The 14,665-nt window shown below is 65.5% G+C and carries 13 protein-coding genes; 5 read left to right on the top strand and 8 right to left on the bottom strand.

What is annotated here, in order from left to right:
- Nucleotides 1-45: 45 nt before the first annotated feature.
- The 5 genes from J2X37_RS02375 to J2X37_RS02355 are packed head-to-tail and all read right to left on the bottom strand — an operon-like array spanning nucleotide 46 to nucleotide 2,464.
- A complete protein-coding gene (locus J2X37_RS02375; RefSeq protein WP_310017300.1) occupies nucleotides 46-348 on the bottom strand; it encodes an antibiotic biosynthesis monooxygenase family protein in 303 nt (100 codons plus the stop codon).
- Between the two features lie 5 nt (nucleotides 349-353).
- Entirely contained in the window at nucleotides 354-656 is a 303-nt protein-coding gene (locus J2X37_RS02370; RefSeq protein WP_310017298.1) for an antibiotic biosynthesis monooxygenase, read from the bottom strand.
- Between the two features lie 13 nt (nucleotides 657-669).
- Nucleotides 670-1,224, bottom strand: coding sequence for a nuclear transport factor 2 family protein (locus tag J2X37_RS02365; protein WP_310017296.1), 555 nt, complete (start codon nucleotides 1,222-1,224; stop codon nucleotides 670-672).
- Nucleotides 1,221-1,844 carry a nuclear transport factor 2 family protein gene (locus J2X37_RS02360; protein ID WP_310017295.1) on the bottom strand — a complete coding sequence of 208 codons (624 nt, stop codon included), beginning with the start codon at nucleotides 1,842-1,844 and terminating at the stop codon, nucleotides 1,221-1,223. Before J2X37_RS02360 ends, J2X37_RS02365 begins: the two co-directional genes overlap by 4 nt.
- Nucleotides 1,841-2,464, bottom strand: a complete 624-nt coding sequence (locus J2X37_RS02355) for a nuclear transport factor 2 family protein (protein WP_310017293.1) — start codon at nucleotides 2,462-2,464, stop codon at nucleotides 1,841-1,843. Before J2X37_RS02355 ends, J2X37_RS02360 begins: the two co-directional genes overlap by 4 nt.
- Nucleotides 2,465-2,700: 236 nt before the next feature.
- On the opposite strand from J2X37_RS02355, the gene J2X37_RS02350 reads away from it, so the two are divergent.
- The 3 genes from J2X37_RS02350 to J2X37_RS02340 all read left to right on the top strand — a co-directional run bounded on the left by J2X37_RS02350 (nucleotide 2,701) and on the right by J2X37_RS02340 (nucleotide 8,935).
- Nucleotides 2,701-5,229: a TonB-dependent receptor gene (locus tag J2X37_RS02350; protein ID WP_310017290.1), complete on the top strand. Its 2,529-nt coding sequence runs from the start codon at nucleotides 2,701-2,703 to the stop codon at nucleotides 5,227-5,229.
- 186 nt (nucleotides 5,230-5,415) lie between these two features.
- Nucleotides 5,416-6,786: an aromatic ring-hydroxylating dioxygenase subunit alpha gene (locus J2X37_RS02345; RefSeq protein ID WP_310017288.1), complete on the top strand. Its 1,371-nt coding sequence runs from the start codon at nucleotides 5,416-5,418 to the stop codon at nucleotides 6,784-6,786.
- A 28-nt stretch (nucleotides 6,787-6,814) separates the two neighbouring features.
- Nucleotides 6,815-8,935: a PQQ-dependent dehydrogenase, methanol/ethanol family gene (locus tag J2X37_RS02340; protein WP_310017285.1), complete on the top strand. Its 2,121-nt coding sequence runs from the start codon at nucleotides 6,815-6,817 to the stop codon at nucleotides 8,933-8,935.
- 31 nt (nucleotides 8,936-8,966) lie between these two features.
- Here the strand turns inward: J2X37_RS02340 and J2X37_RS02335 are convergent, their stop codons facing one another.
- Nucleotides 8,967-9,428: a nuclear transport factor 2 family protein gene (locus J2X37_RS02335; RefSeq protein ID WP_310017284.1), complete on the bottom strand. Its 462-nt coding sequence runs from the start codon at nucleotides 9,426-9,428 to the stop codon at nucleotides 8,967-8,969.
- Nucleotides 9,418-10,167 carry a helix-turn-helix domain-containing protein gene (locus tag J2X37_RS02330; protein WP_310017283.1) on the bottom strand — a complete coding sequence of 250 codons (750 nt, stop codon included), beginning with the start codon at nucleotides 10,165-10,167 and terminating at the stop codon, nucleotides 9,418-9,420. Before J2X37_RS02330 ends, J2X37_RS02335 begins: the two co-directional genes overlap by 11 nt.
- A 226-nt stretch (nucleotides 10,168-10,393) precedes the next feature.
- On the opposite strand from J2X37_RS02330, the gene J2X37_RS02325 reads away from it, so the two are divergent.
- Entirely contained in the window at nucleotides 10,394-12,733 is a 2,340-nt protein-coding gene (locus J2X37_RS02325) for a TonB-dependent receptor (protein WP_310017282.1), read from the top strand.
- Nucleotides 12,734-12,839: 106 nt separating this feature from the next.
- On the opposite strand, the gene J2X37_RS02320 is transcribed toward J2X37_RS02325, so the two are convergent.
- Complete coding sequence (locus J2X37_RS02320; protein ID WP_310017281.1) at nucleotides 12,840-14,327, bottom strand: tetratricopeptide repeat protein; 1,488 nt, start codon at nucleotides 14,325-14,327, stop codon at nucleotides 12,840-12,842.
- A 32-nt stretch (nucleotides 14,328-14,359) separates the two neighbouring features.
- On the opposite strand from J2X37_RS02320, the gene J2X37_RS02315 reads away from it, so the two are divergent.
- Nucleotides 14,360-14,638 carry an antibiotic biosynthesis monooxygenase gene (locus J2X37_RS02315; protein WP_310017280.1) on the top strand — a complete coding sequence of 93 codons (279 nt, stop codon included), beginning with the start codon at nucleotides 14,360-14,362 and terminating at the stop codon, nucleotides 14,636-14,638.
- Nucleotides 14,639-14,665: the final 27 nt, after the last annotated feature.

The following is a 14,665-nucleotide window of genomic DNA, read 5'->3' as shown; positions in this document are numbered from 1 at the left end:
GCGGTCCTGCATCGCTGCCCGCCCCGCCCCGCCCTGTCGGGGGACTCAATCGGCCGGGTGCGAGCGATGGAAGGTCAGCGCCATGTCCTCCGCCAGGCAGTCGATGATCGGCGGGACCAGCCGGTCGTGGAAATCGATGTGCATGTGCTTTTCGAAGGCGGCATCGTCGCGGAAGGTGGCGATGACGTGGAACAGGTCGGGATCGTCGTCCGACTGGAACAGCTCGTAGACGAGGGCGTCGGGCTCATGCTCGAACACCAGGCCCTTCAGCTCCCTTTGCAGCGCGATCATCTCGTCCCGCTTTTCGGGCCTGGTGCGGAGCACCGCGATGAAGCTCTTGTGGGTCATCTGCGTCAGCCTTTCGGGTGCGGGGCCAGGTCGTGGAGCAGTTCGCGCACGTAGTGCCCGTCCATGCACCCGATCATCCCTTCGATCAGCGCCTTGTTCTGCGGATAGGCCATGTGCGCCTTGTCCGCATCCTCGTCGACAAAGCTTTCGAGCACCGCGAACATGCCCGGTTCGTCGAGGCGAAAGAACTGGAAGTGCAGCGTGCCCGGCTCGTCCGGGGCCTGCTTTTCCATCTTCCGCGCCAGGTCGATGAAGGTGTCTTCCATCTCGTCCTTGATGCGAAAGCGGGACAGGAAGGTATAGGCCATTATCATGCGCTCCTTACGCGGTTTCGCGCTGCTTGTGGTAGGCGATCCAGCTCGGCAACGCCTCGGGGAAGTCGGCCCGCCTGGGCGTATCGTAGGCATGGTTGCGGTTTTCGCTGAGCAGGATGTCGGGGTATTCAGACACCGGCACGTAATAGAGGAACTGGATCACCCGCTCCGCGAACTTCCAACCCCGCTCGGTATTGCGGTACCTGTCGTCGTAGCGGATTGCAGCGACCATCATCTTGCCCTTGCGCTGCAGCTCGGCATGACCCGACACGCGGCCTGTCGCTTCCTTCGTGCCGTCGCCGACGAAATCGATCTGCACGTCGTGCATGAAATGGTGCCCGGGACCGAGCACGTCGAAGCGGCCATGGTACTGCTCGATGATCGCGTCGGGCCCTTGCGCGAACATGACCCCGTCCTTCGATCGGATCACGCCGTCGTCGGTGAACAGGTCGCGCACCGATTCGATGATGCGGTCGTCGATGTCGAAGCTGTAGTGCGCGATCAGCTGGCGGATCTGGGATTCGGCCTCCAGCCGCGCGATGCGGGATTCAAGGTCGCTCATGGTGCTGCTCCTTCGAGAAAGCGGGAATTGGCATAGACGGGATCGCCATGGCCCCATTCGCCGATCGGGCGAAGGGTCTGGTGCATGCCCTGGTCGAGTATCTGGTTGGACGGATGGCTGGCGTTCCAGTCGGTCACGACTTGCCGGCGCAGGATGCGCCACTCGCCGTCGCGCCGCTCGAACCGGTCGAGATAACGGCCCGCCATGACGAACATCTCGTGTTCGGGATCCAGCCCGCTGCCGGCCAGCTGGCCGAAATAGTGGGAACCCAGCATCACCTCGGCCATGCCGTTGCGGATGCGGCAGGCGGAATAGAGCGTGGATTCGCTGGCCGCGAAATCGCCTTCTACGTCGATGTGGATGTTGAGCAGGCAGTGCGTGCCCATCGTGAAGTACCGGGTGATCTCGGAGATGATGAAGGGCACGAATTCGCTGGCCCGGCCGACGTAGATGCCGTGAATGTCCTCTCCGTCGGGCCAGTAGACGGTTTCCATCATCGCCAGGTCGGCACGGTCGAGCGCGCGGCAGTACCGGGTCAGCACGTCCTCGATGTCACGCACCGCCTTCAATTCGTTGAGCCGCGCCCTTGCGCCTGCCGCCGGACTTGCGCCGGTGCTCACGGGCGGTTGCTCCAGACAAGGTCGCCCGGCCCGCGTTCGCCCAGAGGGCGCAAGGTGGCGAACATTCCCTGGTCCATGATCTCGTTCGACGGGCGGTTCTCGTTCCAGTCCATCACCACCTGCCGCCGGAAGATGCGCCATTCGCCCTCGCGACGCTCGAACTGGTCGAGATAGCGGCCGCCGAAGAAGAAGTGATGATGCTTCGGGTCCAGCCCCTTGCCGGCAAAACGCTGCATGTAGCGCGATCCGAAGATTTCCTCGGCCTTGTCCTCGCGCACCTTGTGGTATGCGAAAAGGTAGGTCTCGGTCGCGGCGCGGTCGCCCGTTATCTCCATGTGCACGTTCATGAGCCCGTGCATCGTCACCTCGAACCATTCCTGGATCTCGCGGACGATGAATTCGGCGAACTCGGCGGCGTTGCCGTCGAAGACGCCGTGCGCGTCGGTCCCGTCGGGCCAGTAGACCGACTTCATCAGTTCGACATCGCACCGGTCGAGCGCCCGGCTGTAGCGGGTGAGCACGGCATAGATGTCGCGTCGCGCGACGAGGTCCGCGATGTCGGCGTCGGAAATGCCGGCATCGTCGGTCAGGTCGGTGGCGGGTGCTGCGGTGCTGGCCATCCTCTTCTCCATTGTCTCGTCCCGTTGGCCGGAATCGTCGATCGGGAGAGGATAGGGCCGGCGGTTAAAAAAACAATCATGTTTGACCGTATTATCGGCACGGCCTGAGGCTTTGCGACAACACTTGTGGGAAAAATGCGAAAAAAAACAAACATGGTTGATTGTAACTTTGCGGCGTGCTTTGGTCCGCTTCCGTTACCCGCAAGATGGTCGGGAACGAGGAGAGGAGCCAGGGGATGATTACCAAGTCTTTGTACCGCTCGACGTGTGCGGCCGCGCTTGTCGCTGCCAGCCTGTCCAGCCCCGCTCTCGCCCAGGACAAGCCGGACGTCGGCCCCGAAACCGCCCCCGCCGGACCGGTGGACGAGGGACAGGGCGACAACGCCCGCAATACCAGCGGTCTCGGCGAGATCGTCGTCACCGCGACCCGTCGTGCCACCGACCTGCAGACCACCCCGGTCGCGGTCTCGGCCGTCGACAGCAAGCTGATCCAGCAGGCGAGCCCGCGCGACATCGGCGACCTTGCCGCCTTCGTGCCGAACTTCTCGGCTGCGACGATCGCCAACTTCAACGCCGCCTCGTTCGCGATGCGCGGCGTGGGCCAGACTTCGATCATCATCTACTACGAACCGCCGGTTGCGGTGCTCGTCGACGACTTCGTCATGCCGTCGGTCCAGACGCAGCTGCTCGACACGTTCGACGTGGAACAGGTCGAAGTGCTGCGCGGGCCGCAGGGCACGCTGTTCGGCAAGAACACCACCGGCGGCGCGGTCACGGTCCGCACCAAGCGGCCCGAGCTCAACTACATCGGGGTCGAGGGCAAGGCCGAATACGGCGACTTCGGGACGTTCTCGATGAAGGGCGCGGCCAACGTGCCGCTGGGTGACTGGGGCGCGATCCGCCTCGTCGGCGGCTACGAATCGTCGGACGGTTATTACAAGAACGGTGCCTGCTACGGTCCGGTGCCGACCTTCAACGACGCCGACGGCAATCCGATCGTCTCGCCGTGGTCGGGCGTCTCGGGCTGCCTCGGTGGCGAGACGTTGGGCGGCACCTCGGTCTGGTCGGCCCGCGCGAAGCTGCTGCTGCAGCCGACCGACCGGCTTTCGGCGCTGTTCCAGTACGAATGGTTCCGCGACGATTCCGACGTGGTCCCCTCGGTCAACGTCAACAACGAATACACCGGCAGCGTGCCGTTCCTGACCGACCTGCTGAACCTGACCGGGCGCAATCCCGACAGCAGCGACCCGCTCGACAACGCGGCCTATACCGGGCGCACCCTGCTGGGCCTCGACAAGGGGCAGCGGATCTACGTCGACGGCGTCTACGCCAATATCGACTACGATCTGGACATCGGCACGCTGACCTCGGTCTCGGGCTATCGCTTCCAGCGTTCGCGCATCCCCAACTCGTATGCCGGCGCGACGGCTGTCAGCGCCGACGGCACCTATTTGTCGTTCTTCGACGCCAGCCGCGACGACGACCGCAAGACCTACCAGCAGGAACTGCGCTTCGCCTCCGACTTCGGCGGGCCGTTCGACTTCGTGGCGGGCGGCTTCTACCAGCGCGACAAGGCGAACTTCTGCGTGCCGCAGCTGCTCGGCTTCCTCGACATCACCAGCGGCCCGCTGCCTTTCGGCAACTGGAACGACACGATCTACACCCTGTGCAACGCGCAGAAGTCGACGTCGAAGGCGCTGTTCTTCGAAGGCACGCTGAAGGCGACCGACAAGCTGTCGATCACCGCCGGCGGCCGCTACACTTGGGAAGACAAGACCTGGTGGGGCCGCCAGCAGGCGTTCTACGCCACGCTGAACGGCGGCTTCGATCCGTCGATCGTCGACCTGATCAAGGAACCGCTTGACGCCAACGTCTTCGATTATCCCGCGGGCGTCATCCGCATCGACGACAAGTGGCGCGAGCCGACCTACCGCGCCAGCATCAGCTATCAGGCGACCGACGACCTCTTCACCTATGCGACATATTCGCATGGCTTCAAGGGCGGCGGCTTCAACGACCAGTCGGGTACTTTCGCCCCGTTCGGCAACGACCTCGACGCCTTCCGCGAAGCGGCGCAGGCCACCGAACCCGAACAGGCCGACAGCTGGGAGGCGGGCTTCAAGTCCGAATTCCTTGACAATCGCCTGCGCTTCAACCTCACCGCCTTCTACGTGAAGTACAAGGACCTGCAGAAGCAGCTCAACGTGCCGATCATCGTCAACGGCCAGCCGAACCAGGCGACCCGCTTCGTCAACGCCGCCAGCGCCACGGTGAAGGGGCTGGAAGTCGAGACGTCGGCCACCCCGTTCGAAGGGCTGACCCTGCGCGGGGTGCTGGGTTATCAGGATGCGAAGTACGGCACCTACGAACAGGGCGATGCCGGTTACGACCTGTCGACCGCCCCGCTCGACCGTGCGCCCAAGTGGCAGTGGACGATCGACGGCACTTACGAGCTGCCGGTCACGGCCGATCACCTGGTCCGCCTCAACGGCAGTGTCGCCCATGTCGGTCGCAACCTGAACACGCAGGCGATCACCGATCCGGACGGCAACACCTACCTCGAATCGCGGACACTGGTGAACGGGTCGATCACCCTGACGCAGGCCGACGACGACTACTACGTCCGCCTTGTCGGCCAGAACCTGACCGACAAGCGCTACAAGGTCGCGGTGCAGAACGTCGCTGGCCTGTGGCAGAACGCGCAGTACGGCCCGCCGCGCTACTTCGGCGTCGAGGTCGGCTTCCGCTTCGGCAAGGACATGTAAGGGCCAACCAGCCCGACGGGGTGCCCCGGCCTGCAGCGGCCGGGGCGTTTCGCCTTCAACGCTGCACACCGATGATTGCCCGCGTCCCGGCCCAAGAACGACAACAGGGGGCCGGCCTGAGGGGCTGACGGGCAGGAATCTCGAGAGCGATCTGGGCCGAAAGGCCGCTCTTGCCGAGAGGATGCCATGACCGAACTGACACTCGACCAGTACCGGCGCGACTGCGTCATCGATCCCGCCCTGCCGCAAGACGACCACGGCGCGAAGATCGAGAACGTCGACAACGGCTGCGGCCCGATCTCGCCCGAACGCTATTTCAGCGAGGAATGGGCCGAGCTGGAACGCACCCGCCTGTGGAACCGGGTCTGGAGCTGGGCCTGCCGCGAGGAGGACATTCCCGAACCGGGCGACTACGTCACCTTCGAGATCGCCCGCGAAAGCTTCATCATCGCGCGCGGCGACGACATGCGCATCCGCGCCTTCTACAATGTCTGCCCCCACCGCGGTAATCGGCTGGTCACCGATGAGGACGGGGCGCGGCCCGCCGGCTTTGCCTGCCGCTTCCACAACTGGCGCTTCGACCTTGCCGGCAACAATATCGAGATCAAGGACCGCGAGACTTTCCGGCCGGAGGCGCTGTGCCGCAACGCCGACCTGCGGCAGGCACGGTGCGAGACGTGGGAAGGCTTCGTGTTCATCAACATGGACAAGGGCGCGCCCTCGCTCCTCGAACACCTCGGCCCGCTAGTCGAACATGCGAAACCTTATCGCATCTCCGAGATGCGCATCATGCGCCGGGTGCAGGCGGTGTGGGAATCGAACTGGAAGATCGGCGTCGACGGCTTCAACGAGGCCTATCACGTCCATTCGATCCATCCGCAGATCCTGCCGATCTTCAACGACTATCACGCGCAGATCGACCTCTTCCCCAACGGGATGAGCCGGATGACCACCAAGTTCGCGCACCAGTCGCCGCGCATGAATCAGGACGGTCTGAACCCCGGCCTGCGCTGGCTGATGGAGGAAGTCGGGCTCGACCCCGACAGCTTCGCCGGGCGGATGGAGGAGGTCCGCCCCGCGATCCAGAAGGCCAAGCGCGCAATGGCCGAGCGGCTGGGTGTCGACTGGTCGGGCTTCACCGACAACCAGCTGACCGACGACTGGAACTACGACATCTTCCCCAACATCCAGCTGGGCATGCATCCGGAGGGCATCTCGATGCTCTACTTCCGGCCGCACAAGACCGACCCGCGCAAGTTCGTCTTCGACGTGATCGTCATGATGCACCCGCAGGAAAGCGGCGCGATCAAGGCCCCAGCCTACATGGGCCTGCCCGAAGGGTGGGACATTACCGGTCGCAAGCCGGCCGAGATCGAGCGGGTTGACTGGCGCGAGGGCGGGCTCGGCGAACTGTTCGACCAGGACGCCTCGCTCTTCGCCGATGTGCAGCTTGGCATGGAAAGCGAAAGCTACGAGGGCGCGATCCTGTCGGAACAGGAGCAGCGCATCGGCCACTTCCACGCCGAACTCGAGCGCTATCTGGGCCTGCGCTCCTGATCGCATCGCAACGCAAGGACTTCCTTCGATGATCCGACCTTTTTCCCGGGTGGCCCTTGCCCTCGGCCCGATTGCTCTTGCCGGATGCGGCACGCAGAGCGCCGACGCGCCGGCCATCGGCAACGCGACATGGCTGGCGCAGCTGTCCGACGACAGCGACGGCGACGACTGGCCCGCGTTCGGTCGCACTTACGGCGAGCAGCACTTCAGCCCGCTGACCAAGATCAACGCCGACAACGTCGACCAGCTCGGCCTCGCCTGGTATGTCGACCTGCCCGCGGGAAATCCGGCGACGGGGCCGATCGAGGTGGACGGGACCATCTACCTCGCCACCGGCTATTCGGTGATCCGCGCCATCGATGTCGAGACCGGCAAGGAGAAATGGACCTACGATCCCAAGGCGCCCGAAGCATCGGGCATCAAGCTGCGGCAGGGCTGGGGCAGCCGCGGCATTGCCTACTGGAACCACAAGGTCATCACCGCCACGCAGGACGGTCGGCTGATCGCGCTGGACGAGAAGAGCGGCCAGCCGGTGTGGACCGCGCAGACTTTCGGCAAGGACGAGCTGCGCTTCATCTCCGGCCCGCCCCGCGTGTTCGACGGCAAGGTCATGATCGGCAGCGGCGGTTCGGATTCGGGGCCCGTGCGCGGCCTGGTGCGGACCTATGATGCCGACACCGGCAAGATGCTTTGGGAATTCTACACCGTTCCCGGCAACCCCGCCGACGGTTTCGAGAACGAGGCCATGGCCATGGCGGCCAAGACCTGGGCCGGGGAATGGTGGAAGTACGGCGGCGGCGGCAGCGTCTGGAACGCGATGACCTACGACGCGGCCAACGACCAGATCCTGCTGGGCACCGGCAACGGCGCGCCTTGGAACCACAAGATCCGCTCTGCAGGCAAGGGCGACAACCTTTTCCTGTGCTCGATCGTCGCGCTCGACGCGAAGACCGGCGCCTACAAGTGGCACTACCAGATCAACCCCGGCGAAAGCTGGGACTTCAACGCCTCGATGGATATGGAACTGGCCGACCTCACCATCGAAGGCCAGCCGCGGCAGGTGGTGATGACCGCCCCGAAGAACGGGTTCTACTACGTCATCGACCGCAAGACCGGAAAGCTGATCAGCGCAAAGCCCTTCGTCGACGTGACCTGGGCGACGGGGATCGACCTTGCCACGAGCCGCCCGATCGAGGCGGAGAACGTGCGCTACGAAGACGGGCCGACCACCTTCCGCCCGACACCGCTCGGCGCGCACAGCTGGATGCCGATGGCCTACAGCCCGCAGACGGGGCTTGCCTATATTCCCGCCATCGACCTCGAGGTCACGTTCGACGACAGCGGCATCACGCCTGAAAACTTCAAGTGGAACCCCAAGATGGGGCTGACCCCGGGGGTCGGCTATTCGATCGGCAACGGCGGGAGAGAGCAGACCGGCTGGCTGGTCGCCTGGGATCCGGTGAAGCAGGAAGCACGATGGAAGTTGCCGATGGAAGCCCATCTCAACGGCGGCATCATGGCAACCGGCGGCAACCTGATCTTCCAGGGCCGCCCGGACAGCGGCTTCTCGGCCTATGACGCGCGCGACGGCAAGCGGCTTTGGAACTTCGACGCGGGCGCCGGCGTCGTCGCGCCGCCGATCTCCTACCGCCACAACGGCAGGCAATACGTCACCGTCGTCGCAGGCATCGGCACCAGCGCCGGGCTGTTCGGCCCGATGTTCACCAAATACGGCATCGACTACCGCCATCAGAAGCGCCGGGTGCTGACGTTCATGCTGGGCGGCAAGGCCACGCTGCCGAAGCAGGAACCGTACAAGCCGGTCGCCTTCGACGACCCAGACTACAAGGCGAATCCCGCGCTGGCCGCCAAGGGCGAGGCGCTGTTCAACGGGCGCTGCGCGGTCTGCCACGGCACCGGTGCGATCGGCGGCGGCACCGCCCCCGATTTGCGCACGCCGGGCGCTGCCGCCGATGCACAAGCCTTCGCCTCGGTGGTGCGCGACGGCGTCCTGGTGCCTGCGGGGATGCCCCAGTTCGGCGAATTCGGCGAAGAGCAACTGGGCGCGCTGCGCCAGTACATCCGCGCCCGCGCCGCCGAACTGCGCAGCGGCAGGAACGAGAGCGCGGCCGGCTCCACCAACAAGTGAGCCGGTCGCGCCGCGCACCTGCCTTGCCGGGTCAGACGACCCGGTAGGGCCAGGTCGTGGTCAGCTTGATGCGCGCGAATTTCCACTTGCCGTCGTGCCGGACATATTCGTCCTCGTATCGGCCGATCAGCAGCAGCGGGTTGTCATCGCCGCCGCGCGGCCGGCTGGGAGAACCCGCCTCGTGCCGCATGACCCAGTCGAGCAGCATGCACTGCCCGCGCGCGGTGTCCGGGCCGGTCATCTCGATCGTGTGGTTGCCGATGAAATGGACGGTGTCGTAGGGGTGCTCGGCGTGGACCCAGTTGTCGCGGAAGAGCTGCACCACGGAGTCGACGCCGCGATACTGGCCGCCAAAGGCCTCGGGATAGTCGCAGACCACCTCGTCGATGAAATTGGCGCGCACTTTCGCCTCGTCCATCTCGTCGTACCCGGTCGAATAGGCGACGCGCAGTTCGCGGATCTCCTCCCGCGCCAGCAATTCGTCAATCGTCATCGCTCTCTCCATCTGCGGGGTCTTGAAGCCCCTGTTCGATCTGCGCCAGCCGCGCCTGGATGCGGGCCAGCCCGGTCAGGTATTCCTCTCGTGCGGGATCCTTCAGCAGCAGCGATGCGCTGCGCAGGAAACAGGCGCGCAGCTCCAGCCGGCACTGCTCGCTGGTCGAGATCTGCAGGGTCCAGCGGCGATAGACGAGGAACTCGTGCATCACGTGATCGCGCACCACCTGCTGGATATCGAGATCGCCGCGCACCGCGCCCGCGCGCTCCTGCACCGCGTGCCAGCCGAGAAAGCGATTGCGCGCCACGCTGGTCAGTTCACGCACGGCCAGCGCGCGCGTTTCCGCCTCGAACACGAAGCCGACGACGACCCTCGCGTAGAGCGTGTCCCGCTCCATCTCGCTGACCATCCAGTCCAGTTCGTCGAAGACGACCGGCAGGGTATAAATCAGCCCACGCGCGGCAATCGCCTCGCGCACTTCGATCATGCGGTCGACGACGGTGGCACTGATCACGCCCTCCTTGTCGCCGAACAGGCGGTAGATCGTGCGCTGCGCCACGTGCGCTTCTTCGGAAAGGCGACGGATGGTCAGCGCGCCCACCCCCTCGCCCAGCAGCCGGTGCGCCATCTCGACGATGCGACGGCGACGTTCGCGCATCGCGGGCGAGGTATAGCGACGCCGGGGACGCTCTGGGACTTGCCCGGCCTGTGGCAGCGCTGTCTCGATGATCGGCACCCCTGATGACTCCCCTGGCGTCGCAATGAGGCGAGCCGTTCAGGGATCGCGCGACAGGCACGGGTGCACAAGCCCTTTCGCAACCGCGAACTAAAAAAACAAACATGATTGTGTTTTTCGCTTCACAAAAAAGAGCACATGCGTTCATTTGCTGCGTCGGCAGCTGTGCCGAGTGATTCGAACCGCCTCGCATGGAACGGGCGGACGAATGGGGAGAGTGGGAAAAATGACCGGCAAGAAAACGCTGAATTGCGCCCTGAAGACCCTCGCCGCGGGTCTCATGGCGACGACGAGTTCGCATGCATTGGCCCAATCGGCCACCGACGACACCGATGCCGCCACGACGCAGGCGACGACGCCCGACCGCAATGCCGGTCTCGAAGAGATCGTCGTCACCGCCCGCCGCGTGTCGGAATCGCTGCAGGATACGCCGGTCGCGGTGACCGCCTTCACCTCCGCCGCCATCGAGAACAAGTTCGCCACCGACATCCGCGGCCTAGCCGGCGACGTGCCCAACGTCGTCATCACCAACGTGCCCGGCTTCAACGCCGCCTCTATCGGCATTCGCGGCCAGTCGACCGGCGACATCATCCTGACGTTCGAACCGGCGGTGGGCGTCGTCATCGACGACTTCGTGCTGGCCCACGTGCAGACCCAGCTGTTCGACCTCTTCGACATCGATCGGCTTGAGGTTCTGCGCGGGCCGCAGGGCACGCTGTTCGGCAAGAACACCGTCGGCGGCGTGGTCAACGTGATCACCAAGCGTCCGACCGCCGACTTCGGCGGAGAAATCCGCCTCGGCTATTCCAGCTTCAACACCAAGGACGTGAAGGCGGCGATCAACATCCCGCTGTCCGACAAGATCTTCTTCCGCACCGCCGCATCGTTCCAAGACAGCGACGGCTACATCCGCCTGACCAAGAACAACGACGTCGACGGCATCCAGGGTGTGCCCGGAAGCGGCCAGCGCTGGAACGGCACCCACTACATCAGCGCGCGCAGCAAGCTGCTGTTCGAACCGAGCGCCGACACCAACCTGATGCTGACCTACGAACTGCTGCGCGATCGCGGCGATTCCCCGGCATCGACGAACGAATCCCCGGCCGATTTCCTGTTCTCGGTCATCGGTTTCCCCGGCATCCAGGTGACCGGCGGCGATCCGCTGGAAACCGGTACCACGCTGTGCGAGGGTTCGGCGACATCGGGCACCTGCCCCGGCACGCTCAGCGGCCACCGCATCGACGTCGACGGTTTCTACGCGCGCGGCGAACATACGATGGACGGGACCGGCACGGTCACGCTTGTCGGTGGCTATCGCCGGGTGGAGTCGCAGCTTCCTTCGGACTACACCGGCGAGAATGCCTACCTGTTCGTTTCCACGCGTGACGACGTGCGCAAGCAGTACAGCCTCGAGGCGCGCTTCTCCTCGGACTTCTCCGACGTGTTCAAGTTTACCGCCGGCGCGATGTACTGGGGCCAGAAGATGGACGCGAACGCGACCAGCTTCCTCGGCTTCCTGCGCTTCCTCGGCAGCCCGGGCTCGTTGACCGATCCGAACCTGTCGACCGCCTTTTACAAGGTCGATTCCTACGCAGCCTTCGGTGAAGCGGAATACCAGGTCGCCGATCCGTTCGCGGTCTTCTTCGGGGCACGCTACACCGCCGAGAAAAAGGACTTCGCGGTCCGTCCGCAGGTGCCGCGTTCGCTGGTGGAGGCGGGCAACTGGCCCGAATACAGCGACAGCAAGAAGTTCAGCCGCCCCACGATCCGGGCCGGCTATCGCTGGGACGTCGCGCCAGGCATCAACAACTACTTCACCTACAGCCAGGGCTACAAGTCGGGCGGCTACAACGAACAGGCCATGTCGGCCACTTCGGCCCTGCCCTTCGATGAAGAAACCGCCGACAGCTTCGAACTGGGCCTGAAGACCGAGACCGACGACAGGCGCCTGCGCGTCAACGTCGCGGGCTTCTACGTCAAATACAACGACCTGCAGCGTGACGCGGTGGTGCCGTTCATCGACCCCAACACCGGCCTGCCGGGTCAGGAAACGAAAACCACCAACGCCGGCAAGGCGCACGTCTACGGTCTCGAGGTCGAACTCTCGGCCGCGCCCACGGCGGGGCTGACGATCGGCGCCGGCCTCGGCTGGCAGAAGGCGAAGTACGACGAGTTCATCACCGACGTGAACGGCGACGGCGTCAACGACGACGCCTCGTTCCTGAAGCTGCGCAACACGCCCGAATGGACGCTCAACGGCAATATCCGTTATGAATTCGAGCCGACAGATATCGGCCAGTTCGCCGTCCAGACCGACGTGAACTACCAGTCGGAGTACGAGTCGGGCACGCTGAACGCCCCGTTCTCGCAAGGCGAGGCGCGCACGCTGGTCGGCGCCAGCCTCTCCTGGAACGATCCGACGGAAACCTACCGCGTCACGGTCTACGGCCGCAACCTGCTCGACAAGGTCTACCGCGTCAGTGCGAACTCGGTGGCGGGTCTTTTCAATTTCACCAACTACGCCCCGCCGCGCTCGATCGGTGTCGAAGTCTCGGCGCGGTACTGACCTGATGGCGACGCGCATTCCCCGCGTCGCCGGCGGCCCCGGTCCCTCCTCCCGGGTCCGCGTCCGATGCGGTCGCCTGTCCAGCCGGCAGGCGACCGCATCACACTCATCCTCGTCTGGCCAGCCGATGCGGATTGCCGATGCCTGCGGGCACGAGGTCGAACGCGAAGCTGACCCGGTCTTTTCCGCCGAAGGGCAGAGTGCCGTGCCACAGGTACGACGGGAACAGGATCATCCGCCCCGTCTTCGGGCGAAACACCCGGTGCGGCAGGTCAAGCCCGCCCAGTTCGTCCGGCAGCACGCCGATGGCGAACGCGCCATCCTCGCCATCGGCGAAATCGGGGTAGTAGACGCCCGACAACCAGTTCGGCGCATGGATGTGGGCCCCGACTTCGCCTCCGGCGCGCAGGATCGTGCCCCACAGGGTAAGGCTCCAGTCCCCGGGCATGGCGCGCAGGAAGGGATGGTTCCTGTCCATGGCCGCCAGCCGCGCCTGTTCGCGCGCCACCTTCGTGCGGGCAAGATCGCCAAGGGCGGCAATGGCGGGCGTTCTGTCATCGGCCAGTTCGTCGCTCTGGCGACCCTGCCGGGTGACCAGCCCTTCCGGCTCCTCGACCAGCGAGGGGTGTGCGGCGAGTTCGCCGACCAGCGCAGCGTTGAAGGTCGCGAGGTCGGTAAAGCCCTCCACCGCCTCGATGTCGTGGACGGTGACGAAGCGGTCGATGCCCATCAGCGTGTCGCGGGCCGCGCCCTGGCCCATCCGGTCGAGAGCCACGCTCGCCAGCGCGAGAGGCGTGGTGACCGACGGCGAGACCGCGAGCATCTGCTCGCAGACGCGCAAGGCCCGTTCCGCCTCGCCCGCACGGATCAGGTTGCGCGCCAGGTTGATGCCGAGCGCATGATGGGGGCGCGCAGCGTCGAACCCCTGCGCCAGCGCGCGGGCGGCGCCGGCATGGTCGCCGGCCCTTTCGCGCAGCAGGCCAAGCTGGTTCGCCGCGCGCGGATGGCCGGGAATTTCGGCAAGAACGGCGGCCGCCAGCCGTTCGGCCTCCGCCTCGCCCGCGACATCGGCGAGGTTGAGCCGCGTCTCAACATGACCGGGGCGCAGCGCCAGCGCGCGGGCATAGGCCTGCGCCGCTTCGTCCCGGCGGCCCAGGCGCGCCAGCGCCACGCCGCGATTGTTGCACAGGTCGGGATGGTCGGCCGCGCCCTCGATCAGGGCCAGCGCCTCGGCCGGGCGGTCGGCGGCGAGCAGGCACGACGCCATGTTGGCCAGCGTCGCCGCGTGGCCGGGCCGCAGCCGCAGCGCCTCCTCGAACGCGGCCAGCGCGTCGTCGAAACGCCCGGCGCCCTTCAGCGCGACGGCGAGATTCTGGTGGCGCGCGGGATGGCCGGGTTCGGCATCGCGCGCTGCCGTGAAACGCACGATCGCTTCGTCGCCCCGCCCGGTGCGCTGCGCCACCAGCCCCGCCAGCGTCAGCGCGTCGGCATCGCCGGGCGTCTCGCGCAGCAACCGGTCGACCAGCGGCGCCGCCGTCTCGGGGCTCGGCCCTTGGGCAAGGCGCGCCGCCTCGACCAGCAGATCATCTCTCATTCTTAAAGGCCCCTCCCGTGATTGGCGTCATCATGCATCTCCGCACCAGGCCGGACAAGACCGCCCGCTTCGTGGAACTGGTCACGCAATTGCAGAAGGACGTCCGCGCCAACGAACCGGACACCCTGCATTTCCAGATCATGCGCGATCCGCAGGACGCGCACGCCTTTACCTTCAGCGAGGTGTTCCGCGACATGGCCGCCAAGGAAGCCCACGCGCTGCAGCCCTATCACGTCGCGATGTCGGAAGAAGGCTGGGCCTGTCTCGACGGCGAGCCCGACATCCGCGTTCTCGACTGCCTGGACACATGAGCCGCGGGAACCAGCCTTTGCCATAGG

The organism is Croceicoccus sp. BE223 (assembly GCF_031457155.1).
In the GTDB taxonomy this organism is placed as follows: domain Bacteria; phylum Pseudomonadota; class Alphaproteobacteria; order Sphingomonadales; family Sphingomonadaceae; genus Croceicoccus.
Note: the sequence above shows the minus strand (reverse complement) of the source record. Positions and strands in the feature narration are given on the sequence as shown.